Source organism: Methylocystis rosea (assembly GCF_003855495.1).
Taxonomy (GTDB): Bacteria; Pseudomonadota; Alphaproteobacteria; order Rhizobiales; family Beijerinckiaceae; genus Methylocystis; species Methylocystis rosea_A.
In genome coordinates, this window is record NZ_CP034086.1 from 3,566,301 (window position 1) to 3,591,365 (window position 25,065).

General features: G+C 60.5%; 20 protein-coding genes. 17 read left to right on the forward strand and 3 right to left on the reverse strand.

The genetic code is table 11. The features are described 5' to 3' along the window. From hypF to EHO51_RS17505, 15 genes are all read left to right on the forward strand, one after another. A complete protein-coding gene (hypF, locus tag EHO51_RS17435; protein WP_124739914.1) occupies positions 1–2,295 on the forward strand; it encodes a carbamoyltransferase HypF in 2,295 nt (764 codons plus the stop codon). Continuing rightward, positions 2,286–2,516 (forward strand): HypC/HybG/HupF family hydrogenase formation chaperone, encoded by a 231-nt coding sequence (locus tag EHO51_RS17440; RefSeq protein ID WP_123174728.1) that lies wholly within the window; start codon positions 2,286–2,288, stop codon positions 2,514–2,516. Before hypF ends, EHO51_RS17440 begins: the two co-directional genes overlap by 10 nt. Continuing rightward, a complete protein-coding gene (gene hypD / locus EHO51_RS17445; protein WP_124739915.1) occupies positions 2,513–3,658 on the forward strand; it encodes a hydrogenase formation protein HypD in 1,146 nt (381 codons plus the stop codon). Before EHO51_RS17440 ends, hypD begins: the two co-directional genes overlap by 4 nt. Further along, on the forward strand, positions 3,655–4,707 hold the full coding sequence (hypE, locus tag EHO51_RS17450) for a hydrogenase expression/formation protein HypE (RefSeq protein ID WP_205788978.1): 1,053 nt from the start codon (positions 3,655–3,657) through the stop codon (positions 4,705–4,707). Before hypD ends, hypE begins: the two co-directional genes overlap by 4 nt. A gap of 29 nt (positions 4,708–4,736) precedes the next feature. After that, positions 4,737–6,179, forward strand: a complete 1,443-nt coding sequence (locus EHO51_RS17455; protein ID WP_124739916.1) for a sigma-54-dependent transcriptional regulator — start codon at positions 4,737–4,739, stop codon at positions 6,177–6,179. Further along, positions 6,166–7,548, forward strand: a complete 1,383-nt coding sequence (locus EHO51_RS17460) for a sensor histidine kinase (protein WP_245434654.1) — start codon at positions 6,166–6,168, stop codon at positions 7,546–7,548. Before EHO51_RS17455 ends, EHO51_RS17460 begins: the two co-directional genes overlap by 14 nt. Next, on the forward strand, positions 7,545–8,552 hold the full coding sequence (locus EHO51_RS17465) for a HupU protein (protein ID WP_124739917.1): 1,008 nt from the start codon (positions 7,545–7,547) through the stop codon (positions 8,550–8,552). The genes EHO51_RS17460 and EHO51_RS17465 overlap by 4 nt, the downstream gene beginning before the upstream one ends. Continuing rightward, entirely contained in the window at positions 8,549–10,000 is a 1,452-nt protein-coding gene (locus EHO51_RS17470) for a nickel-dependent hydrogenase large subunit (protein ID WP_124739918.1), read from the forward strand. The genes EHO51_RS17465 and EHO51_RS17470 overlap by 4 nt, the downstream gene beginning before the upstream one ends. A 217-nt stretch (positions 10,001–10,217) precedes the next feature. Continuing rightward, complete coding sequence (locus tag EHO51_RS17475; RefSeq protein WP_124739919.1) at positions 10,218–11,300, forward strand: hydrogenase small subunit; 1,083 nt, start codon at positions 10,218–10,220, stop codon at positions 11,298–11,300. Between the two features lie 24 nt (positions 11,301–11,324). Next, positions 11,325–13,196, forward strand: a complete 1,872-nt coding sequence (locus EHO51_RS17480; protein WP_124739920.1) for a nickel-dependent hydrogenase large subunit — start codon at positions 11,325–11,327, stop codon at positions 13,194–13,196. Positions 13,197–13,206: 10 nt separating this feature from the next. Beyond that, complete coding sequence (gene cybH / locus EHO51_RS17485; protein ID WP_124739921.1) at positions 13,207–13,926, forward strand: Ni/Fe-hydrogenase, b-type cytochrome subunit; 720 nt, start codon at positions 13,207–13,209, stop codon at positions 13,924–13,926. Between the two features lie 3 nt (positions 13,927–13,929). Continuing rightward, positions 13,930–14,517 (forward strand): HyaD/HybD family hydrogenase maturation endopeptidase, encoded by a 588-nt coding sequence (locus tag EHO51_RS17490; RefSeq protein ID WP_124739922.1) that lies wholly within the window; start codon positions 13,930–13,932, stop codon positions 14,515–14,517. A gap of 1 nt (position 14,518) precedes the next feature. Beyond that, complete coding sequence (locus EHO51_RS17495; protein ID WP_124739923.1) at positions 14,519–14,746, forward strand: hypothetical protein; 228 nt, start codon at positions 14,519–14,521, stop codon at positions 14,744–14,746. Between the two features lie 22 nt (positions 14,747–14,768). Further along, the gene (locus tag EHO51_RS17500; RefSeq protein ID WP_245434655.1) at positions 14,769–15,134 is read left to right on the forward strand and encodes a HypC/HybG/HupF family hydrogenase formation chaperone; all 366 of its coding nucleotides are present in this window, start codon (positions 14,769–14,771) and stop codon (positions 15,132–15,134) included. 304 nt (positions 15,135–15,438) lie between these two features. Next, the gene (locus EHO51_RS17505; protein ID WP_124739924.1) at positions 15,439–15,963 is read left to right on the forward strand and encodes an NADPH-dependent FMN reductase; all 525 of its coding nucleotides are present in this window, start codon (positions 15,439–15,441) and stop codon (positions 15,961–15,963) included. A gap of 801 nt (positions 15,964–16,764) precedes the next feature. Here EHO51_RS17505 and EHO51_RS17510 read toward each other — a convergent pair. Continuing rightward, on the reverse strand, positions 16,765–18,021 hold the full coding sequence (locus EHO51_RS17510; RefSeq protein WP_245434656.1) for a sensor histidine kinase: 1,257 nt from the start codon (positions 18,019–18,021) through the stop codon (positions 16,765–16,767). Next, a complete protein-coding gene (locus tag EHO51_RS17515) occupies positions 18,018–18,746 on the reverse strand; it encodes a response regulator (RefSeq protein ID WP_124739925.1) in 729 nt (242 codons plus the stop codon). Before EHO51_RS17515 ends, EHO51_RS17510 begins: the two co-directional genes overlap by 4 nt. 382 nt (positions 18,747–19,128) lie before the next feature. On the opposite strand from EHO51_RS17515, the gene EHO51_RS17520 reads away from it, so the two are divergent. Continuing rightward, complete coding sequence (locus EHO51_RS17520; protein WP_245434657.1) at positions 19,129–20,085, forward strand: efflux RND transporter periplasmic adaptor subunit; 957 nt, start codon at positions 19,129–19,131, stop codon at positions 20,083–20,085. After that, positions 20,082–23,165, forward strand: coding sequence for an efflux RND transporter permease subunit (locus EHO51_RS17525; RefSeq protein ID WP_124739927.1), 3,084 nt, complete (start codon positions 20,082–20,084; stop codon positions 23,163–23,165). The genes EHO51_RS17520 and EHO51_RS17525 overlap by 4 nt, the downstream gene beginning before the upstream one ends. Before the next feature lie 286 nt (positions 23,166–23,451). Here the strand turns inward: EHO51_RS17525 and EHO51_RS17530 are convergent, their stop codons facing one another. Beyond that, positions 23,452–25,020, reverse strand: a complete 1,569-nt coding sequence (locus EHO51_RS17530; protein ID WP_348629945.1) for a patatin-like phospholipase family protein — start codon at positions 25,018–25,020, stop codon at positions 23,452–23,454. Positions 25,021–25,065: the final 45 nt, after the last annotated feature.

Sequence of the window (25,065 nt, forward strand, 5' to 3'; positions counted from 1 at the left end):
ATGGCTCAAGCGGACGCCGTGCAAGCCGCCACGCAGCGCCTGCGGGTGCGCGTGCGGGTGCGCGTGCGCGGCGCCGTGCAGGGCGTCGGCTTTCGGCCTTTCGTCTATGATCTTGCGACGCGCATGCGGCTCGACGGCTTCGTCAAGAATGACGCGGCCGGCGTCCTGCTCGAAGTTCAGGGCGAGCGTATCGACGCTTTCCTCGATGCACTATCACGCCGCCCGCCGCCGCTCGCGCGCGTCGACGCCATTGAAGTCGAAGAAGTCGCGCCGCGCGAATCTTCGAGCTTCGTCATTCTCGACTCGGTCGATGGTTCAACCGAGACGCGCATCGTTCCCGATGCGGCGATTTGCGAAGACTGTCTCGACGACCTCTTCAATCCGGCGAGCCGCTTTTATCTCCATTCCTTCATCGCCTGCACGCATTGCGGGCCGCGCTACACGCTGACGCGGCGGCTGCCCTATGATCGCGCGCGGACCACCATGGCGCCCTTCGCCATGTGTCCCGATTGCGCGCGCGATTATCGCGATCCGGCAAACCGGCGCTTTCACGCCGAGCCCCTCTGCTGTCCGGCCTGCGGACCAAAGCTCTCGTCTTCGCCGGCGGAGATCGTCGCGGCGCTGCGGGCCGGCAAGATCGTCGCGACGAAGGGAATAGGCGGCTTTCATTTGATGTGCGATGCGCGAAACGGCGCAACGGTAGAGGAACTGCGCCGTCGCAAGGCGCGGGACGCCAAACCCTTCGCGGTCATGGCGGCCAATGTCTCCTCCGTCGCGACGATCGCGCGCGGCATGGAACAGGAATTCGCTTTGCTTCAGGATAGGGCGCGGCCCATCGTGCTGATGCAAGGTAGAGGCGTCCTGGCGGAGGCCGTCGCCCCGCGCCTCAATCGCATCGGCGTCATGCTGCCCTATACGCCACTTCATCATCTTCTTTTCCATGCGGCGGCGGGGGCGCCTGCGACGCGGTCATGGGGCGATGCGCCGCAGGAACTCGTTCTCGTCGCGACAAGCGCCAATCCCGGCGGCGATCCGCTGGTGAAGGACGATGAGGAGGCGCAGGAGCGCCTCGCTGCCATCGCCGATCTGATCGTGACGCATGATCGCGAGATCGTGACGCGCATCGACGATTCAGTGATGAGCGTCGTCGCCGGCGCGCCGGCCTTTTTGCGCCGCGCGCGCGGCTTCGCGCCCGAGCCGATCGAACTTGGCGGAGACGGCCCCTGCGTTGTCGCCGCCGGCGCGCATCTTAAGGCGACGATCACGGTGACGCGTGGCCGCGAGGCTTTCGTCTCGCAGCATATCGGCGATCTCTCGAACGCCGCGACGGGGCGTTTCTATCGCGAGACGGCGCAACGGCTCGTCGATATTCTCGACGTGACGCCGGAGATTGTCGCCTGCGATCTCCACCCCGACTATTTTTCGACACGCTGGGCCGAGGAGCAGGGCCTCCCGCTCTTTCGCGCGCAGCACCATGCGGCGCATCTTGCGGCCGTTCTCGCGGAGCATCGCATCGAGGCGCCCGCGCTCGGTTTCGCGCTCGACGGGCATGGCCTTGGCGACGCGGGGCAATCCTGGGGCGGCGAATTGATGCGCCTCGACGGCGCGTCATGGCGACGTCTGGGAGGACTCGCGCCGCTCCCGGCGCCGGGCGGCGACCGCGCCGCGCGCGAGCCCTGGCGGATGGGAGTCGGCGCGCTCGCGAAGCTCGGGCGTCTCGACGCGGCGGCGCGACTCTTCGCGCATGAGCCGCGCGCGCTGGAGATGGCGAGCCTTATCGCGCAAGGATATGCGCCGCCCGTGACGAGCAGCTTGGGCCGCCTTTTCGACGCCGCCGCGGCGCTTCTGGGCTTCTCGACGCGCCAGCGCTATGAAGCGCAGGCGGCTATGGAGATGGAGGCGCTCGTCGTCACGCCGCGCGCGATGGAGGGGGGCTTTCGGCTCGCCGGCGACGAACTTGATTTCTCGCCGCTTCTTGGCGCGCTCGCCGACCGGCGCATGAGCCCTCGTGAAGGCGCGGAGCTTTTTCACGGCGCGCTCATCGAGGGCCTCGCGCAATTTGTCGCGAGGGCCGCGACGGCGCAGCGGCTCGATATTGTTGCGCTTGGCGGCGGCTGCATGGCGAACCGCATCCTGGCCGAAGGGTTGACGACGCACCTGGGAATGCTCGGTCTGCGGCCTCTGCTCGCACGAAAGCTGCCGCCGAACGACGGCGGTCTTTCGCTTGGCCAGGCGGCCATGGCGCGCGCCTTCGCGCAATCTCGAATTCCCAAGGAACTTGTTCTATGTGTCTAGCGATCCCCGCTCAAGTGATGGAGCTTCTCGGCGACGGCATGGCCCGCATCGACATGGGCGGCGTATCCAAGGCGATCAGCGTCGCGCTCGTAGATGATGTCGCGGTCGGCGACTTCGTCGTCGTTCACGTTGGCTACGCCCTGTCGAGGATCGACGCCGATGAGGCCGAGCGCACCCTTGCGTTGTTGCGCGAGGCTGCGGCGATGGAGACGCCGTCATGAAATATGTGGATGAATATCGCGATCCCGAACTCGCGAAGGGCGTCGCGGCGAGGATCGCCGCCGAAGTCGACTCGGGGAGTAGCTACCGTTTCATGGAGTTTTGCGGCGGCCACACGCATGCGATTTCGCGCTATGGCGTCGAGGACATGCTGCCGAAGAATGTCGCGATGATCCATGGTCCCGGTTGCCCCGTCTGCGTCTTGCCGGTGGGGCGCATTGACGACGCGATCAGGCTCGCGTCCGATCCGCGCGTGACGCTTTGCACTTACGCCGATCTGATGCGCGTGCCGGCGTCGCGCGGGGCGAGCCTTCTGAAAGCGCGCGCGGCGGGCGCCGACATCCGCATGGTCTATTCCACGCTCGACGCTCTGCGCATTGCCGAGGCGGAGCCCGCGCGCGAAGTGGTGTTTCTCGCCATTGGCTTCGAGACCACGACGCCGCCGACGGCGCTCGCGATCAAACAAGCGAAGGCGAAAGCGTTGCGCAATTTCTCCGTCTTCTGCAATCATGTGCTGACTCCCATCGCCATGCGCGCCATATTGGCGGGCGAGGAGGATGAGGCGACGCCGCTCGACGGGCTCGTCGGCCCCGCGCATGTCAGCACGGTGATCGGCGCGCGTCCTTACGAATTCGTCGCGAATGAATATGGGAAGCCCGTGGTCATCTCTGGCTTCGAGCCGCTCGACGTGATGCAATCGATCCTGATGCTCGTCCGCCAAATCAACGAGGGCCGCTGCGCCGTCGAAAATCAATATGTTCGCGCCGTGACCCGTGACGGCAACGCAAGAGCGCAAAGGGAGATGGACGAAGTCTTCGAATTGCAAGAAAGCTTCGAGTGGCGCGGTCTCGGCATGGTGCCGCATAGCGCGCTCCGCCTTGTCGAGGCTTTCGCCGAGTTCGACGCTGAAAAGCGCTTCGGCATTCATACGGTCGCCGCCGCCGACAATCCGGCCTGCGAGTGCGGCGCCATTCTGCGCGGCGCGAAGAAGCCGACGGACTGCAGGCTCTTCGGTTCGCTCTGCACGCCAGAGACGCCGATGGGGTCCTGCATGGTGTCGTCGGAGGGCTCCTGCGCGGCGCATTACGCCTATGGCCGGTTCCGGGACCGCAGCCGCGCGCGAATGGAAAGGGCGGCCTCATGAGCCTCGTCATGAAACCTGTTCGGCGCAAGCTCGACGTGCGAAATGGGCGCGTCGATCTTTCACATGGTTCGGGCGGGCGCGCGATGGCGCATCTCATCGCCGATATTTTTCACGACGCCTTCGACAATGACTGGCTACGTCGCAATGACGATCAGGCTTCGCTCGACGCGCTGGAAGGCCGTCTCGTGATGACGACCGACGGCTATGTGGTTTCGCCGCTGTTTTTTCCAGGCGGCGATATCGGCTCATTATCCGTCCACGGCACGATCAACGATATCGCCATGGCCGGCGCGACGCCGAAATATCTTTCTGCAAGCTTCATCATTGAAGAAGGATTCGCGCTCGCCGATTTGAAGCGCATCGCCTTAAGCATGGGCGACGCCTCACGCGCCGCTGGCGTGCCTATCGTCGCCGGCGACACCAAAGTGGTGGAGCGCGGCAAGGCGGACGGCGTCTTTATCTCGACCGCGGGCGTGGGCGTCTTGCCGGACGGCCTGTCGCTATCGAGCGACAAGGCGCGCCCCAGAGATGCGGTGCTTATCTCTGGCTCAATGGGCGATCATGGCGTCGCCATCATGTCGCGGCGCGAAAATCTCGAATTCGGCGTCGAGATCATGTCCGACTCCGCGGCGCTTCACGGACTCACCGCCGCCATGGTCAGGGCGGCAGGTGACGCTTTGCGCGTGATGCGCGATCCGACACGCGGCGGCCTCGCCGCGGCGCTCAACGAAATCGCGCATCAGTCGAACGTGGGCTTCATGATCGACGAGGAGCTGATTCCGGTGAAGCCGCAGGTCGCCGCCGCATGCGAATTTTTGGGGCTCGACCCCCTCTATGTGGCCAATGAGGGAAAGCTGATGGCGATATGCGCGTCCGAGGCCGCCGACGTGCTGCTCGACGCCATGCGCGCACATCCGTTCGGACGCGAAGCGGCGCTGATCGGACATGTCGTCGAGGACGAGCGCAATTTCGTCGAGATGACGACGCGCTTCGGCGGCGGGCGCATCGTCGATTGGCTGTCGGGAGAACAGCTTCCTCGCATATGTTAAACCGCGCGACCTGCGGACCGGATGACGCAATGACTTCTTCTTCGACCGTGCTGGTGATCGACGACGAGCTTCGCTCGCGCGAGGCGCTGCAACGCGTCCTTTCCGACGAATTCGACGTGATCTGCGTCTCAAGAGCGAAGGAGGCGGAAGGCGTCCTCGACGGCGAACTCGTGCAGGTCATTCTCTGCGATCACAGAATGGCGGGCGAATCAGGCGTCGATTTCCTAAAGCGCGCACGCATCTCCTGGCCTGATCCGATTCGCATCATCATCTCCGGCTATACCGAGTCCGAAGATATCATCGCCGGCGTCAATGAAGCTGGCATCTATCAATATATCACCAAGCCATGGGAGCCGGAGAAGCTGATCGCCAGCGTGCGCGACGCGGCGCAGCTCTATCGCTACCAGAAGGAGGTCGGCGCAGGTCTCGACAATAAGCCCGCTGCGGAGTTGCTCAAAGAGCAGATCGCGACTCGGCGCCGCAAGGAGAAGCGGCTCTTTGAATTCAGCCGCATCATTCACCATCCCGAAAGCCCCGTAGCGCCCGTTGTGGCTCTCGCGCGCAAGGCGACGGAATATGACATCTCGGTCCTCATCACCGGCGCGTCGGGAACCGGTAAGGAGCTTCTCGCGCGCGCGATCCATTACGGCTCCGATCGCGCCGACAAGCCTTTTGTCGTGCAGAATTGCGGCGCTTTGCCCGACGAACTGCTGGAGAGCGAACTCTTCGGCTGCAAAAAGGGCGCTTACACCGGCGCCTATCAGGATCGCGTCGGTCTGTTCGAACTCGCCAATGGGGGCTCGATTTTCCTTGACGAAATCGGCGAAACCTCCGCCGCCTTTCAGGTGCGATTGCTGCGCGTGTTGCAGGAGGGGGAAATCCGCCCGCTCGGCGCGCAACGACAGCGCAAAGTCAATGTGCGCCTGATCGCGGCGACGAACCGAAGTCTTGAAGACGAAGTCGCGGTGGGACGGTTCCGGCGCGACCTCTATTATCGCATCGCCGCTTTCCCGATCCATCTGCCGCCGCTCTGCGAGCGCCCGCGGGACATAGAACTGATCGCGATGCGCATCCTCGCCGACGTCAACCGTAGCTTCAGGCGCGGCGTCAAAGGCTTCGCGGTCGAGACGCTGGCGCGCCTTTCGCGCTACGATTGGCCAGGAAACGTGCGCGAGCTTCATAATGAAATTCAGCGCATGGTGACGCTCTCGGAAAATGACGGACTGCTGCCTGCAAGCCTATTGTCGCCGCGCATTCTCGCCCCGCGACTGACGAACGGGGCTGCAAGTGCGGCCCGTATGCTCAAGACGCGCGTCGAGGCGCTCGAACGCGAGATGATCGAGGACGCGTTGCGCCGCTTCGACGGCAATATCAGCCGCGCGTCGGAGGAGCTTGGCCTTTCCCGTGTCGGAATGCGCAACAAGATCGAACGCTATGGCGTCGAGCGGGATCTGCGCGATGACGAAGAGTAAAATTTACCGTCCGACCAATATGATCGATCTCCTCTCGGAGAGCACGGGGCTGCCTGACGACGCGCAGACGGAGAATATGTGGCTCGAAGTCATTCATAAGGTCGACGAGGTTTATTCCGATCTCATTCGTTATGAGTCAGATCTCGAAATCAAGAACGCCGAGCTTGAGGAAGCGCAGCAGTTCATTTCAAGCGTTATCGCTTCGGTTTCCGATATCCTTGTCGTGTGTGACGAGAAGGGCCGCATTCTTCAGGTCAATCCCGCCTTTCAGCGCGTCACTGGCTTGAACCAGATGGACTTGCTCGGCGCGAGCCTTGCGGATTTCCTGGTCGAGGAGGACCGCGCGAGCGCGTTGCAGAAGATCGCCGAAGGCGTCGCTGGCAAGGTCACGGAATGCGAGCTGCGTTTTTTCGCCGCGGACGGCGCCTCTGATCTCATGGCGATCAATTGCTCTGCTCGGTTCGATCATACCGGGCGGCGCGTCGGCGCCGTGCTCACTGGACGCCCGATCGGTGAGTTGAAACGCGCTTATGAGGCGCTGCACCGCGCGCATCGTGAATTGCAGCAGGCGCAGCGCAAACTCGTCGAGCAGGAAAAAATGGCGAGCCTGGGTCGGCTCGTCGCGGGCGTCGCGCATGAACTCAACAATCCCATCAGTTTCATTTATGGAAATATCCATACGCTCGACAAATATCGCGGGGCGCTCGCTGAATATTTCGAGAATTCTAGCGTGAAGGCGCAGAATGACGAGTTGCGGCGCCGCTACAGGATCGACGCCATTCTTGCCGATCTTCCATCGCTCATCGAAGGGACGATGGACGGCGCCGTTCGCATCAGCGACATTGTAAGGAATTTGCGGCGCCTCTCCTTCAGCCGGCCCGCCGAAACCCAGCGCGTCGATCTTGAACGCATCGCACGCACGGCGGCAAATTGGGCGGCGCGCAGCAAGAAGACACGCGGAGAAATCTTTTTCGATTGTGACGAGAGCGTCGTTGTCGATGCGCATGAGGGTCAGATTCATCAAGTGCTCGTCAATCTGATCGACAACGCCTTCGATGCAACGAAGGATGTCGCTACGCCTCGCATTCGCGTCGCGATCCGCAAGACGAGCGCGCACGCAGAAATCATCGTGGAGGATAATGGGCGCGGAATGTCAGATGTCGTGCTGGATAAGGTGTTCGAGCCTTTTTTCACCACCAAAGTGGTCGGCGAAGGGACGGGCCTTGGCCTTTGGATCAGCTATTCCATCGTCAAGGAACATGGCGGCTCCATTGTCGTCGCCAATCAGCCGAGCGGGGGCGCAATTTTCACGGTGCAGTTTCCGATGAACAGTGCGCAACAGCAGTTGCGGGCGGATGAAGGCGGATGAGCGCGGGCGCCTTCAACATACTATGGCTTCAGGCCGGAAGTTGCGGCGGCTGCACCATGTCCATGCTTGAACATGGCTCGGGCGGATGGTTTCGCGAGCTGGACACGCTCGGCGTCAACCTCCTCTGGCATCCGAGCGTCAGCGAGGAGACCGGAACGGAAGCGCGCGTCGTTCTGGAGCGCGTCGAGGCCGGGGAAACGCCGCTTCACGCGCTTTGCATCGAAGGCGCGATTCTCTGCGGACCCGACGGAACGGGTTTCTTCAATCGTCTCGCCGGCACGGGACGCGCCATGCTCGATTGGGCGCGCGCTCTCGCCGTCAAAGCGGATTATTGCGTCGCCATTGGCTCCTGCGCGACCTTTGGCGGCGTTCCCGCCGCCGATCCCGATCCCACTGACGCCGTCGGCCTGCAATATCGCAAGGCTGTGGCAGGCGGCGCGCTCGGCGCCGATTATCGATCGCGGCGCGGCCTGCCCGTCATCAATGTCGCGGGCTGCGCGCCGCATCCCGGCTGGATCATGGAGACGCTCGCGGCGCTGGCGCTGGACGTTCTGACGGCGGACGATCTTGACGCCCTCGGCCGGCCGAAATTTTATGTCGATCATCTCGCGCATCACGGATGCAGCCGCAACGAATTTTATGAATTCAAGGCGAGCGCGGAGACTTTGTCGCAGCGCGGCTGCCTGATGGAGCATCTCGGCTGCAAGGCGACGCAGGCTGCTGGCGACTGCAATCAGCGCGGCTGGAACGGTTCCGGCTCCTGCACCAAAGGCGGCTTCGCCTGTATCGCCTGCACTTCGCCCGGCTTCGAGGATATTCGCGACTATCACCGCACGCCGAAAATCGGCGGCGTGCCCATAGGCCTGCCGCTCGACATGCCGAAGGCCTGGTTCATGGCGCTCGCAGCCTTGTCGAAATCGGCGACGCCGCAACGCGTGAGAAAGAACGCCACAGCCGATCATGTCGTCGTGCCGCCGCGCGGCGCGAGAAGGCCAAAGGAATGACGCGCCTTCTCATCGGCCCGTTCAATCGCGTCGAGGGCGATCTCGAAGTGTCGCTCGACATCGAGGATGACGCCGTCGCTTCGGCGTGCGTGACGACGCCGCTCTATCGCGGCTTCGAGCAAATCCTGGTTGGCCGTCCGAAGGCGGACGCGCTCGCTATTGCGCCGAGAATCTGCGGCATCTGCTCGGTCTCGCAATCCATGGCGGCGGCGGCGGCGCTGCGCGCGCTCTATGGCGTCGCGCCCGCGCCAAATGGGGTCGTCGCGGCCAATCTCGCGCATGCCGCCGAGAACATGGCCGACCATCTGACGCATTTCTACATATTCTTCATGCCGGATTTCGCGCGTGCGCAATATGCGGGGCGGAGCTGGCATGAGTCCGCCAAGCGACGTTTCAAGGCGATTGAAGGCGCGGCGGCGAACGAGGTTCTGCAGGCGCGCCGGCGTCTTCTCGAAATCATGGGGATACTCGCCGGCAAATGGCCGCATAGTCTCGCCTTTCAGCCGGGCGGAACGACGTGCGCCGTCGATCTTGGGCAGAAGGCGCAGCTCGTCGCAATCGCTCGCGACTTTCGCCGTTTTCTTGAGGCGATCGTCTTCGCGGCGCCGCTTGCCGTGCCGCTTGGCCTCAGGACGCCCGAAGAGCTGGAGCGTTATTGCGAAGGGGAAGGGGCCGATGGCGATTTTGCCGCCTTTTGCCGCATCGCGCGCGCGCTCGATCTCGAAAATCTCGGCCGCGCCGCCAATCCTTTAATGAGCTATGGCGCCTATCGCGGCGAAGCAGGCGCTCTTCTGAACGCGGGCGTGTTCGATCCCGTTGCGAGCGCGCTGTCGCCGCTCGACGCGCGTGCGATCCGCGAAGACGTGTCGCACGCCTATATGCGTGAGTGCCCGGAAGAGCCGTCACTCGCGCGTACCGAGCCCCATGTCGATAAGCCCGGCGCATACTCTTTTGCGAAGGCGCCACGTCTTCACGGGCGTCCGACGGAGGTCGGCGCGGTCGCGCGGCTGGCGGTCCACGGCCATCCGCTTGTGCGCGCCCTTCTTGAGCGTTCGCGTGGCTCTAATGTTTTCCTGCGCGTCGTCGCGCGCCTCATCGAGCTTGCGATGGTGGCCGAGGCGGCGGAAGGCTGGGCGAAGGCGCTGGCGTTGAACGAGCCCTTCTGCGTTGTGGCTCCGCACGATGAGGACGGCGACAGCGTTGGCCTCGTCGAAGCGGCCCGCGGGTCGCTTGGCCATTGGCTCGGCGCGCAGAAGGGAAAGATCCGCGCCTATCAGATCATCGCGCCGACGACATGGAATTTCTCGCCGCGCGACGCTTCCGGCGTGGCCGGCCCGGTCGAGCAGGCGCTGGTCGGCGCGCCGCTCGAAGGCCATGGCGCGCGCGCCGCTGCCGTGCAGCATGTGATCCGTTCTTTCGATCCCTGCATGGTCTGCACGGCGCATTGAGGGGGCTGGCAAGCGCCTTTCCGGCGATTGAAAATCGACTAGCCGCTCTCGCGCGAAAATTCTCATCGAGACGCTCTTCGAACTCTCCTAGCTTATTGGAATTAAATCAATTTCAATCGACCGGCCGCGCTTGGCCCGGACCTTGCTCACCCTTTGAAAACAAAGCGCGACGCGAGATCGCGACAAAGGGACGAAGACGCCATCAGGAGGAGCGGGAATGGCCGCAATTGAGACTTTTTACGACGTCATTCGCCGACAGGGAGTGACGCGCAGAAGCTTCACGAAATTTTGCAGCCTGACTGCCGCCAGTCTCGGCATGGGTCCGATCGGCGCCGCGAAGGTCGCCAACGCGCTCGAAACCAAGGAACGCACGCCCGTCATCTGGATGCATGGGCTCGAATGCACCTGCTGTTCGGAAAGCTTCATCCGCTCGGCGCATCCGCTGGTCAAAGACGTCGTTCTGTCGATGATCTCGCTCGATTACGACGATACGATCATGGCCGCCGCCGGCCATCAGGCCGAAGCGATCCTCCTAGAGACGAAAGAGAAATACAAAGGCAAATATATTCTCGCCGTCGAGGGCAATCCGCCGCTCAACGAAGGCGGCATGTTCTGCATCGACGGCGGCAAGCCTTTCGTCGAAAAGCTGAAATGGATGGCGGAAGACGCCATGGCGATCATCGCCTGGGGCGCCTGCGCCTCATGGGGTTGCGTGCAGGCGGCGAAACCCAATCCGACGCAGGCGACGCCCATCGACAAGGTCATCCACGACAAGCCGATCATCAAGGTGCCGGGGTGCCCGCCCATCGCCGAAGTCATGACCGGCGTCGTCACTTATATTACGACCTTCGGCAGATTGCCCGAACTCGACCGGCAAGGCCGGCCGAACATGTTCTATTCGCAGCGCATCCACGACAAATGCTATCGCCGTCCGCATTTCGACGCGGGCCAGTTCGTCGAGCAATGGGACGACGAAAGCGCGCGCAAAGGCCATTGCCTCTATAAAATGGGTTGCAAGGGGCCGACGACCTATAACGCCTGTTCGACGGTGCGCTGGAACGGCGGCGTGTCTTTCCCGATCCAGTCGGGCCATGGCTGCATCGGTTGTTCGGAAGAAGGGTTCTGGGACAAGGGCCCCTTCTATGAACGGCTGACCAACATTCATCAATTCGGCGTGGAGAGGAATGCGGATGAGATCGGCTTGGCGGCGGCGGGCGTCGTCGGCGTAGCGGTCGTCGCACATGCCGCGGCGACAGCCGTCAAGCGCATCGTCTCGAAGAATAACGATCACTCGGCCTGACGCCGCATCTCCAGGACAACGATCATGACGCAACAGCGCATCTCGCGAAATGGCGCGGCCGAAGTAGCCCCAGCCGCCGCTCCCGCCGTCGCCGCAACGGGTTCCGCCGGCGTCGACACGCCCAACGGTTTCAGGCTCGACAACAGCGGCAAGCGCGTTGTCGTGGATCCCGTGACGCGCATCGAAGGCCATTTGCGCGTCGAAGTGAATGTCGACTCCGACAATGTCATCCGCAACGCAGTTTCGACCGGAACCATGTGGCGCGGCATCGAAGTGATCCTGAAGAATCGCGATCCGCGCGACGCCTGGGCCTTCACCGAGCGGATCTGCGGCGTTTGCACCGGCACCCATGCGCTTACCTCGGTGCGCGCCGTTGAAGACGCGCTGGGCATCGCCATACCCGAGAATGCAAATTCGATCCGCAATCTCATGCAGCTCGCGCTGCAGGTGCACGATCATATCGTGCATTTCTATCATCTTCATGCGCTCGACTGGGTCGATGTGGTTTCGGCGCTCAGCGCCGATCCGAAGGCCACATCCGCTCTCGCGCAATCGATTTCGAGCTGGCCGCTGTCCTCCCCCGGCTATTACAAGGACTTGCAAACGCGCCTAAAAAAGTTTGTCGAGTCCGGCCAGCTCGGTCCCTTCAAGAACGGCTATTGGGGCAGCAAGGCCTATAGGCTTCCGCCCGAAGCCAATCTGATGGCGGTCGCGCATTATCTCGAGGCGCTCGACTTCCAAAAGGAGATCGTGAAAATCCACACGATCTTTGGCGGCAAGAATCCGCATCCCAATTGGCTCGTCGGCGGCGTTCCTTGCGCGATCAACATCGACGGAACCGGCGCAGTCGGCGCCATCAATATGGAACGCCTGAACCTCGTCGACAGCATCATCGATCAACTGATCGAATTCAACGACAAAGTCTATATCCCCGACATCATGGCCATCGGCTCCTTCTACAAGGATTGGCTCTATGGCGGCGGCCTCTCCGGCAAATCCGTGCTTGCCTACGGAGACGTGCCGGAACACGCCAACGACTATACGGACAAGAACCTGCTCTTGCCGCGCGGCGCGATCATCAACGGCAAGCTCGATGAGATCCATCCCGTCGATCATCGCGACCCGGAGGAGATACAGGAGTTCGTGACGCACTCCTGGTATAAATACGGTGACGAAACCAAGGGCCTGCATCCCTGGGACGGCGTCACCGAACCGCATTACGAACTCGGACCGAACGCCAAAGGCACGAAAACCAATATCATCGAGCTCGACGAAGGCGGCAAATATTCCTGGATCAAGGCGCCGCGCTGGCGCGGTCACGCAATGGAGGTCGGCCCGCTGGCGCGCTGGGTGGTCGGCTATGCGCAGGGCAAGCCGCAATTCAAGGAGCCGGTCGAGAAAGTGCTGCACGATCTCGGCCTGCCCACTTCCGCGCTCTTCTCGACGCTTGGCCGCACGGCGGCGCGCGCGTTAGAGAGCCAGTGGGCCGGCTATCAGATGCGGCATTTCTTCGACAAGCTGATCGCCAATATCAAGGCCGGCGATCTTGCGACCGCCAATGTCGAGAAGTGGGAGCCGAAGAGCTGGCCAAAGGAGACGAAGGGCGTCGGCTTCACCGAGGCGCCGCGCGGCGCGCTGGCGCATTGGATCAAAATCAAGGACGGGAAGATCGACAATTACCAATGCGTCGTGCCGACCACATGGAACGGCTCGCCGCGCGATCCCGCCGGCAATATTGGCGCCTTCGAGGCTTCGCTGATGAATACGCCGATGGTCGATCCCGCGCAGCCGCTCGAAATCCTGCGCACGATTCACTCCTTCGATCCCTGTCTCGCCTGTTCGACGCATGTGATGAGCGAGGACGGGCAGGAGATGGCGAAGGTGCAGGTCCGCTGAGGAGGGGTTCATGACCGACATTTCGCGAATCGATGTCGCCGATTCTCATGGCGAGAGGGTCGTGTCGCAGCCGACCGTCTATGTCTATGAGGCGCCGGTGCGGCTCTGGCATTGGATCAACGCGCTCGCCATCCTCGTCCTGATCGTCACCGGCTATCTGATCGGCTCTCCCTTGCCGACCGTCGCCGGCGAGGCGTCGCAGCATTTCGTCATGGGCTATATCCGCTTCGCCCATTTCGCTGCCGGCCAGATCATGGCCGTCGGCTTTCTGCTGCGCGGCTATTGGGCTTTCATGGGCAACGAGCATTCGCGACAGATCTATTACGTGCCGGTTTGGCGCGCCTCCTTCTGGAAAGAGCTCGCGCATGAAATCCGCTGGTACGCCTTCCTCGAAAAGGCGCCCAAGAAATATGTCGGCCATAATCCGTTGGCTCAGACGGCGATGTTCGCCATGTATACGCTAATGTCGGCGTTCATGATCGTCACGGGCTTCGCGCTCTATTCGGAAGGAGAAGGCGCCGACAGCTGGGAGGCGAAGCTCTTCGGCTGGGTCTTTTACATCTGGCCGAACAGCCAGGAAGTGCATACCTGGCATCACCTCGGCATGTATGTGATCGTCACGTTTATCATCATCCACATCTACGCGGCCGTGCGCGAAGACATCATGTCGCGCCAGAGCATCATCTCCTCGATGATCTCGGGCGAACGTCACTTCAAGGATGGAGCCTGATCCGTGGCGCGAGTGCTTGTCCTTGGCATCGGCAACATACTTTGGGGCGACGAAGGTTTTGGCGTGCGCGCGGTGGAGGCGTTTCACTGTCGCTACGTCGTTCCGGAATACGTCACAGTTCTCGACGGCGGAACGCAGGGGCTTTATCTCGTGCAATATGTGCGCGAGGCCGACGATCTTCTTGTCTTCGACGCCATCGATTACAGCCTTGCGCCCGGAACGCTGAAGATCGTGCGTGACGGCGAAGTGCCGAAATTCACCGGTTCAAAAAAGATGAGCCTGCATCAGACCGGCTTTCAGGAGGTGCTGAGCGCCGCCGATCTCCTTGGCGATTATCCTTCGCGCCTCGCGCTTGTCGGCTGCCAGCCGCTCGATCTCGAAAACTGGGGCGGTCCGCTCACCGAGCCGGTGCACGGCGCGATCGACGCCGCTGTCACGGCGGCGCATGACATCCTGCTGGAATGGGGCGTCGATTGCGTCCGGCGCGCCGAACCGCTGTCGCCGGAACTGGCGCTGTTAAAGCATGACATCGATCATCAGAGCTACGAGAGCCGCAGAGACGCGGGCGCCGTCGGCGAATGGAGGAATTGAAATGAGCTTGCTGCGAATGATCGTCGTCGCGGCGGCGCTCGCGCCTGTCATGGCGAATGCGCATCCGGGCGCGCATCCGTATGGGCTCGCCGAGAGCCTCACGCATATCGCCACCCAGTCTGATCACCTTCTCGCGCTTGCCGTCGCTTTCGGCTGGATTTCCATCGTCGCGATGGGCGCTCTTGGCGTCGCCTATGCGAGCCGCAAGGCTTTGCGCGCGGACGACTGAGGCGGCGAACGGACGGATTCCCATGTGCCTTGGCGTTCCGATGCGCGTGATCGACGGCGACGACATGTCGGCGCTGTGCGAAGGCGTCGGCCGCGCTGAGCCCATTTCCATGCTGCTTATCGGCGCGCAGCCTCCCGGCGCGCATGTGCTCGTTCATCTCGGTACGGCGATGCGCGTGCTTGACGAAGAGGAAGCCGCTCTGATAGCGGCCGCGCTCGCGGGCCTTGACGCTGCGCTTGCCGGACGGACCTTTGAAGCGCATTTCGCCGATCTTATCGACCGCGAGCCGCAATTGCCCGCCCATCTGGTGCTGTCCGACGAACCCGATCGTGATGTTCCAGCACCGAAACAACCCGCATCAGAATCATCGTCGACGCAGGCGAGTTAAGCTTGCGCTCACACTTGGCGCCTCCCCTGCGCCCCGACGCGCACGCCGCGTGAAATTCTAACTCTTGGCGCCCAGGCGCTCGATCGCGCACCACGTATTTTTGCCTTGCCGCTTGCATCCCTTCCGGTTCTTGGACTGGGCGTCCCTCTATTGCGGGAAGGGACTGAGATGCGGTTTCTTTGGGATCGCTCCTACCGTGTCGATGCGCGCAAATTTTCATCGCGCTTTTGGTCGGACCCGACGCCGCTGGAGGAGGGAGCGGCGATGACAGCTCGATCTTTTTTCGACGGCAGTTGAAGAAGCCATGCGAATATTGGGGATTTCCGGCAGTTTACGAACTGCATCCTCGAACAGCGCGATCCTAAGGGCGATGGCTTTGCTCGCGCCTCCTTTCGTCGACTTTGTTCTCTACGATGGGCTTGCAAGCCTGCCGCATTTCAATCCGGATCTCGATCGCGCCGAGGCGTCTCAACGTCCTCCCTGCGAAGTTTGCGCGCTACGCAAAAATATTGGTCAAAGCGACGGCGTCGTGATCGAAGCGCCAGAATACGCGCACGGCGTTCCGGGCTCTTTAAAGAACGCACTCGATTGGCTCGTCGGGAGCGTCGAATTTCCCGGCAAGCCTGTTGCGGTGATCAATACGTCGCCGCGCGCAATCCATGCAGACGCACAACTTCGAGAAATCCTGATCACCATGTCAGCTAAACTCATTGAGATGGGGCCAATAGCCGTCCCTTATGACGCGAAAGAGATCGCGTTCGATCTGACTTTGTCGGACAAGCTTCGCGCCGCCTTGTCGGATCTCATCGAGGCGATGCAAGACCCCTGATCACGCATAACCGTCCCCGGATGGACTTGCGGTGAATTCAAGATCTGGGGCCGCTAAATCCGTGGGCTCTCGCGCTCGGCCCACGACGTCGCCAAGCGTGAACGTCTGACCGCGATACGTTCCACGAACCGCGATCGCAGATTCGCAACGCCCGCAATCAGACAGCCCGCCGCGACAAGGCTTCACCCCACAATCTATTGACGAACCAAACTCGCGAGAGCCTTCGATCTTACGCGAATGCGGTAGCGGCTTCGTAGTGGTGCGGCGTATCGCGGAGGAGTAGGAAATTGTGATACTGCTTTGATTTAACTTGATAAAATGCCTAAATTGGTAGCGGAGGAGCGCTACCGTCTTTCCCCACAACGCCCAAATATACGATATTGTCTTCGGGCGTGCGCTTGATTTTCCGGGCGAGTAAGATCGAGCTAGGCCATTCGCTGCTTCTGGCTGTTAATGAGCGAGGGGTCTGCGCCGCCGATGGGCGTGGAGTCACACTTACTATTGCACTGATTTCCTTGCGAGCATTCGAAAGGGGCGGGGTCAAGTTTCGAGTCCGAATTACACCAATTTCCGCCTGACGGGGCGAGGAAGGTGCGTAGGGGCGCGCTCTTGTGGCCCCTGCTGCGCACTTGCGTCCTCGTTCCGAACCGCCTTGCGCGCCATGTGTCGCACACGACGTCTTGCGAATGGCTCCAGGGGCCGCGTCAGCGACCCCGCAGCCGCATGAGCGGCTCACATCTTAAAGCCCCCGGCTTTGCCGGGCGATACTTACTCTGTTGGTTGGAGCACTCAACAAGGTTTCTAGCCACGTCCGGACCCTGGCGTTTGGTCGATTGGCAACTTCACAATCTGGAGCAAACCGCGCAAGGGACCATTTTCTATTGTGATGGCGCCTCCCGCGCGCTGCACAATTTCATGTGCGATCGTTAGACCCAATCCTGCGCCATCGATGTGCTTCGTGCGCGCCGGGTGAGCGCGGAAGAACGGCTCGAAAACGTGCCCAATCATGTCCGGCGGAATTCCTGGGCCATCATCTTCTATGACGACCTGCGCCACTGAAGACGTGCTTTCGACAGTGACGCGCGCTCGCTTCCCGTGCGTAGCGGCATTAATGATCAAATTTCGAAACGCGCGATTGAGGCTGGTTCGGTTTGCCCGCACGATCGCTACCGCGGAGAGAGTGAGTGTGATGTCATATGATAATGTCTGCAACTCGCCCACGAGTTCCGAAACGAGGATATCGAGTCTTAGAGCTTCTGCAACCGACTTTCCAGAGTCTTCCTGCACCAGGAGGATCGCGCTATCCGCAATCTGCCCTAACTCATCGATGTCTTTGAGCCACATCGCACGATCATCATCGTTTTCAACGAACTCCGCCCTCAGACGCATGCGCGTGATGGGTGTCCGCAAGTCATGTCCGGCGGCGGCCACGAGGCGCATTCGGCTCTCCATCGCCATCTTGAGACGATAGGACAGAGAGTTGATTGCCTTGGCGGCGACGCGCACCTCCGCTGGTCCTTTGATCGCAAGCTCGGGCAACAGGGCGTCCGACCCAACCGACTCAATCGCTCTTTCAAAAAGGACGAGAGGTTTGACCATCCGGTTGGAAAAAAAGAGAGCGATCGCTATCGCGCCAAAAGCAATGAGCGCGAGCCACATCAAAATTAAATTATAGACGCCGCTTGGTGGAGGTAAGTCGGTGATTTGTGCAATAAGCCAGCCCTGATCTACGGGAATGGACAGCAAAGGTGGGTCGCGTGAGTTTTTCCGCGACACCAAGACATCGCGCGGCGCTTCTCGAGCTTCCAATGTCTCGCGCAGCCAAGAGGTTACGTCAGCCTCGACGTCGCCCCCGGCTGGCTTCTGCTGAATCGAAACCAACGAAGGCGCAGTTCGCGCTATTTCTACCAGCAATTGGACCTGATCGGCCAAAGGACCGATCGCTTGCCGCGTGTCCGGCGGCCTCAACACGTAAACAAGCACTGCCGTTAGGACGCCGACCATCGAAATGATCACCCCGGCGATGAGCATGGCGAGTTTCGCCCGCAACGTGTTCAAGTTGGAAATTCCCGGAGCTCGACTTTCACGACCAACTGATAGCCGCCATTGCGGACCGTCTTGAATAGACGTGTAGCCCCTGAGGCATCCAGCTTGCGCCTCAAGCGGCTGATGAGGACATCGATCGAACGATCGAGCACCTCCCCGTCACGGCCACGCGTGAGATCCAGAAGCTGATCCCGCGAGAGCACGCGTCCGGGCCGGTCCAGGAACGTCTGCAGCAGATCGAACTCTGCGCCGGTCAATTCGATCGCGTTGCCTTGGGCGTCTATTACGCTACGCAATTGCGGGTCTGCGATAAATCCTTCGAACTGATACGCCTTTAAGCTCGGAGCCTGAGGTATCGCCTCGGAACGACGTCGTAATACGGCGCGTATCCGAGCAACCAATTCACGTGGGTTGAATGGTTTTCCAAGATAGTCGTCGGCCCCCATCTCAAGCCCGATGATACGATCGACGTCCTCCTTGAGCGCAGTCAGAAGAATAATTGGAATCGTGTTTCGCTTTGCTCTCAGGTCTCGGCACGCGTCAATGCCGGAGCCATCTGGCAGCATTACGTCCAGAACGATAAGATCAATCTGATTGGTCGCGATACGTTCGCGGAGTTCGCCGCAGCTTGAGGCTAACAGAACGCGAAATGCCTGTCCCTCGATGTACCGCGCGAGCAGCTTTCGAATCTCCGGATCGTCGTCAACTACTAGGATTTGCGGCGTGTGTGCGCTCATAGGCTATCATTCGTCGATGGCTTGGAGATCCACTTCTATAGCGAACTACGGTCGAACGAAGTCGAGAATTGTAACAAATCGTGGCTCCTAGCCAAGCCAGAAACACTTCGACACAAAAGTCCGTCCAGATCACGATAACAGACATAAATTGTCCTACGCGAGCAACGCTCTCGGTCTATGCGGGTATCTGCACCTTCAGGCGAAGCGGCAACGAAACATCCTAATGTCTCACGAGCGCACAGGGAGTTACAGGATGATTGTCAGACACAAGCGCATCGCTGCTGCTGCTATCTTGGTCGTCATGTCTCTCAATTTCGCACTACACGCGCAAGCACAGTCGGCTGCAATGACGGTCATGGCCTCCTCCGTAAAGAATGCTCCAGTGACGAGGAGCATCGCCGCGACAGGTAGCGTTGTCGCCTGGCGCGAGATACCGGTTGGCGCGGAAGCCGCCGGTCTCGCCGTAACCGAGATCGCGGTAGACGAGGGAGATCGTGTTGTAAAAGGCCAGCTTCTCGCGCGCCTCAACCAGGATCGCATAAGAGCGGAGATGCTGAAGCAAGAGGCAGCGATAGGCGAACTTGAGGCGAGCCTTGCGAGCGCCAAATCAGACGCCACGCGGGTGCGTTCTGTTGCGTCCGGAGTGATCAGCGCACAGGCGGTCGAGCAGCGCGAGACGCTCGTCAAGACGACGGCAGCCAAGTTGAAAGCGGCGCAGGCGCAGTTGCTCGAAATCGAAACGCGGTGCCGGCAAACAGAGATTGTCGCCCCCGCGGCCGGCATGATCGCATCTCGAGCAGTGACAATCGGTCAGGTGGTCCAATCCGGAACAGAAGTGTTTCGGCTCATTCAAGACGCGCGCGTCGAGGTTGATGCGCGCGTGCCGGAGTCGGACCTGCTCGCCGCCGCCGTGGGGCAATCTGCGAAGATTTTCGGCCCCAGCGGCCGATCGGAGCAAGGAATCGTGCGAATCATCTCGCCGATTGTCGATTCGAAGACTCGCTTGGGCACGGTCCGTATCGCGCTGTCCGGCGATTCACAATTGAAACCCGGCATGTTCGCGCGCGTGGAGATCGCGGTCGAGCGCAAGATTGCGTTGACCGTTCCGCTTAAGGCGTTGGTGTGGCACGACGCCAAGGCGCACGTCTTCGAGGTCGGTTCCGGCAATATTGTATCGCTCACGGAAATCAAAATCGGCCACGGGACAGCCGACAATGTCGAAGTCCTACAGGGTCTGGATGCGGGAGATCGCATTGTGACTCAAGGCGCGGGCCTTCTAAGCGACGGTGATGTCGTAGCTGTCGAGACCGCCTCCATGAAAGCTGGCGCCATGCAATGACGAACATCTCCCGATGGGCGATCCGCAATCCCGTAGCGACCACAGTTCTGTTCTTGTTATTGACACTGGCGGGTCTCGTCGCATTTTCGAAGCTTCGCCTGAATAACATGCCGGACATGGAGATTCCGAAGGTGACTGTCGGCGTCGCCTGGGCTGGGGCGGCGCCGACGGAAATAGAATCCCAGATTACGCGTCTCATTGAAGATAGCGTCACCGGACTAGGCAACGTCAATCACGTGCGTTCAACCGTGAATGAGGGATTTTCTTCCAGCATGATCGAGTTCGCGATCGGGACAGACATCGACCGAGCGATGAATGACGTTCGTGATGCTGTGATGTCCATTCGTTCGAAAATGCCTCGCGCTGCTCTCGATCCCATAATCCAACGTGTCGAAGCGACCGGACAGGCCATCCTGACGTTCATCGTCGACGCGCCAGCGATGGCTCCAGACGACCTGAGTTGGTTCATCGACAATGATATCGCCAGGGCCGTGCTGACAGCGCCGGGAGTATCCCGAATTTCAAGATCCGGCGGCGTCGACGCGGAGATTACGGTTAAACTCGATCCCGATCGGCTGATGGCGCTTGGCATAACCGCCTTCGAGATTTCCGACCTGATCAAGAGTCAGAACATCAATCAGCCAGGCGGCCGCGTAACGTTGGGCGAGGTGGAACAACCGATTCGAACGATCGGTAGTGTCTTGGATGTTGTAAGCCTGAAGGCCATGCGCATCGCTATCAGCGATGGTCGGAGCATCAGACTCTCCGATTTGGGCGCCGTGGAGCGGTCCTGGGCTGAGCCGCGACAGAGAGCACGTTTCAACGACCGGGAAGTCATCGGCTTCAGCGTTTACAGAGCGGTTGGAGCCGGCGAGGTCGCCGTGGCGCGGGATGTTCGAAGGCGAATGACGGAATTCGCCGCCGCCCACCCGGGAGTAAGCATTCTCGAAGTGACTTCGTCGACCGACTCTGTGGTCGAGGGATATGACGCGGCTCTGGAGGCGGCTTTTTTGGGTGCGCTGTTGGCCGTATTGGTCATCTGGGCGTTTCTGCGCGATATCCGCGCGACGCTGATTTCGAGCGCAGCGCTGCCATTATCCCTGATCCCAACATTCGCTGTCATGTATGCGCTGGATCAATCTCTTAACAACCTCTCGCTGTTGGGGATTGCCCTCGTTGTCGGAATTCTCGTCGACGACGCGATCGTGGAAATTGAGAACATCGTTCGACATGTCCGACAGTCTGGAAAAAGTGTCTATGATGCAGCTATCGATGCAGCCGATGAGATCGGCCTAGCTGTCGTTGCAACGACCTTCGCAATCATCGCGGTATTTTTGCCCGTCGGTCTGATGCCGGGCATACCCGGCCAGTTCTTCAAGGCGTTCTCGATCGCCGTCTGCAGTTCCGTATTCTTTTCTCTGATTGTAGCGCGTCTTTTGACGCCTTTGATGGCGGCGTTCTTTTTGAGAGAAAATAATAGCGAGCGCCGCGAGCCCGCGTGGGTGCGGCAATACGGGCGGATGTTGAACTGGACCTTGCGCCATCGGTGGATCACAATTGTCGGGGGCGTGATATTCTTCGTGGCGTCGCTTTCGCTCGTTCTTTTCCTTCCCACCGAATTCATGCCGGCCGCCGACCGCGGCCGCTCCATCCTTGGCGTTGAATTGGCGCCGGGCTCGACGTTGCAGGAAACTGACACCGCGATCCAAAAGGTAGTTTCTGTTCTGAGGGCGAGGCCGGAAGTCGCATCGGTGTATGCAGCGCTTGGAACGCAGACGTTGACCTCATCAGGACCTGGCGGCTTCTCGACTTTGGTCGGGGAGGTCAGGAAGGCCACGGTCACGGCAAACCTTGTCGCGAGAGACCAGAGAGCGCTCTCACAGCAGGCGTTTCAAGCTTTGATCGGGCCAGAGCTAGCGAAGATTCCGGGCGCACGGATGCGGTTTGGAGAGGATGGCCCCTCCGGTGCAAAGATCCAGGTGTCGTTGATGAGCGACGATCCTGCAGCGCTCGCAAGCTCGGCCCGACGATTGGCCCAAGAGATGCGTGCGACGCCGGGATTTCATCGGGCGGGAACGACCACCAGCTTTGCGAGACCCGAGCTGCAGATCGCTCCCAAGAGCGACAAGGCGGCCGCCCTCGGCGTTTCCACGACAACAATCGCGAGAACCGTCAACATCGCCACGATAGGCGACGTCGAACAGAATCTTGGCAAGTTCAGTTTGAACGGCAGACAGATACCTATCCGCGTGTTGCTGAACGATGAGGCGCGTACCGATCTTTCCCGTATATCCATTCTTCAGGTTCCAGCATTTGAGCAGTCGTTGCCGCTGTCGTCGGTTGCGGACGTCACCTTCGGGTCTGGCCCGAACCAGATTGATCGCATTGATCGCACCCGAACCGAGACGATCGAAGCTGAATTGAGCGGAATCACCATTGGTGAAGCCGAACGTTTGGTCTCAAACCTCTCGTCGCTCAGGCGGCTGCCGGCGTCGGTAACACGCAAGCTGGCGGGCGATTCCGAACGTATGCAGGAGTTGTTTGGTAGCTTCGCGCTTGCGATAAGTTCAGGAATCATTCTGCTTTTTTTTGTTCTTGCTCTCCTGTTTAACGGGTTCGTTCAACCGGCCACCATCCTGACTGCGCTTCCCTTGTCGCTGGGCGGAGCGCTTGGTCTTTTACTCATGACGCGAACGTCAATTTCGCTGCCGGTGTTGATCGGCATTTTGATGCTGATGGGAATCGCAGCGAAGAATTCAATTCTTCTTGTGGAGTATGCGATTGTCGCCCAGCGCGACAACGGTATGGAGCGTGCGCACGCGCTTTTGAATGCAGCTCGTAAGCGCGCGCGGCCAATCGTGATGACCACGGTCGCCATGGGCGCCGGGATGCTGCCGATTGCGCTCGGCATTGGAGCAGACGCTGAAACGCGTGCGCCCATGGCGATCGCCGTCATCGGAGGTCTCATCAGTTCGACAATTCTCAGCCTTGTTTACGTCCCCGCCTTCTTTACGGTCATGTACGACTTGGAATGCTGGATTAGAAAACGTTTTCGGGCGACTGAGACACAAAACGCATGATCGTTTGAGGTCAAGTCCCATTCCGGTTGCGTTTCACCGTGGTCAGTCCCATTCCAGCGGCATTCTCATGGCGCTTCCTAACACGCCGGCGACGGCAGAAGAGCTGCCCATATTCCTCGCAGATGGTCAAACGTTCGCGGCAAATCATCGGGTTTTCGCCAGATTGCGGAAAAGCAATTGGCTTCCGAAGCACCGGCCTTATCGCATCGATCGGGCATAACGGCCGGATGCAAAATCACTCCGCAATCGCCAACGCGGCAGTCCGCAATTGCAGAAGCACAGCCCCTCAATTCAACGATGACAACGCCAAGGCCGGAACTTGGGGATGTCGGGGTGCGGGAAGCACGGGCTTCTTAACTAACCCCGGGGGGGCTTTCATCCAGACGTAACCCTGGAAGCCAGAGCGATACCCTTCGTCGTAGAGCGCTTGCATGTAAGCTTGTTCAAAGGGCTCCGCCCATCTCAAGCTGAACTTGGAAGGAATTACGGCGAGGTTGAAGTCGGAGCCGTCGGCCTGCGCCGTGGCGTAAATGCGATAGAGATCCCCGATGCTTTGGTTCTTGATGAGGGTGAACACCGACCGCCGGGAGATCGAGAGGACGCCAGCCTCGACAGACTCCCACTCGGGATTGATCTTTCCGTTGCGGATGATGAAGAGGCGCCTCGTGGACAGTTTCGTCGCGGGGCCGAGCTCACGAGGAGCCAATGAGGTGGGCGGCACGAAGACCTGCTGAGTTACGCCACCATCGACATGCAATTCTTCATAAGTACGGCCTTCGGCCCGAACCTTGATGCGTACCGGAGGAAAGGCGCCTGGGATTGACGTAGAGGCCAAAAGAATCTTACGAAAAAGACTGAGAGCGTGTGGATGCCCGCTCATTGCGATGCGTCCCATGTCCCAAAGGACGGGCCGTTGAGCATCGAGGTTCGTCGTGCCGATCAACAGGACCCTCCCTTTTTTGCGTTCGCGGGCGACGTCGCGAAGGAAACGGTCGTCGACATAATTCTCAATCAGATTTTCAAGCGGAGAACTGTCAACTAGGCCGGACCCTACGAGCAGCGGCATAATGCCGGGATCATAAATGTCGCTGCGCGTGTATTTGGTGAAAATCTCTTTCAACTCAGCATTTCTGCTTGAACCCAGGTAGACGAACGGTGCAGTGAGCGCACCCGCGCTGACACCGGTGACAAAATCGAAGTCCGGTCGGGTGCCGGCCTCACTCCATCCCACCAGGAGACCGGCTCCGAACGCGCCATTGTCTGCTCCGCCCGAGATAGCGAGAATGTTGAGTTCGGGTGATTGCCGTGAACGTCTGCGTGCTTCGGCAAGCGCGCCCAACTTGGGCCTTTCCGCCCCGACAAGCGCAGTAAGAGATTCCGCCGACGCGTCTCCCCAGACGCGGACATTGGGCATGCCCGTGAGTTCGGCTTCATCTGCGAGCCGCTCCGGCAGAACGTCGCGGGCAATCATAGTTGCGCATCCTGTGTTGAATGCTGCAATTAAAAGTAGCGCCATCGCAGAGCATGCCCTTAGCGGCGAGGACGTCGCAGTCACGCTTGTCGAGCGCATGTCCGCATTCGTGGAATGATCATCTTGGCGGCGACGCAGAACCGCCCGAATGCGGGCGACAAGCTCGCGCGGATTGAACGGCTTTAAGCAATCGTCAGCCCTCATCTCAAGGCCGATGATCCGCTCCACGTCTTTCTTCCGCGCAGTAAGTAGATCAATCGGAATTTTCAATCGCATGGTCCGCAAATCGCGACAAAGATCGAGCAAGGATCCATCAGGCTCCGGAACATCAAGGACGATGAGATCGATCTTGTCGGAGCAACACGCTCGTGAACCTCTGCGCACTTGGCGGCAAGCTGGACGTGCAACCCCTGGCCCGGCATATAGCAA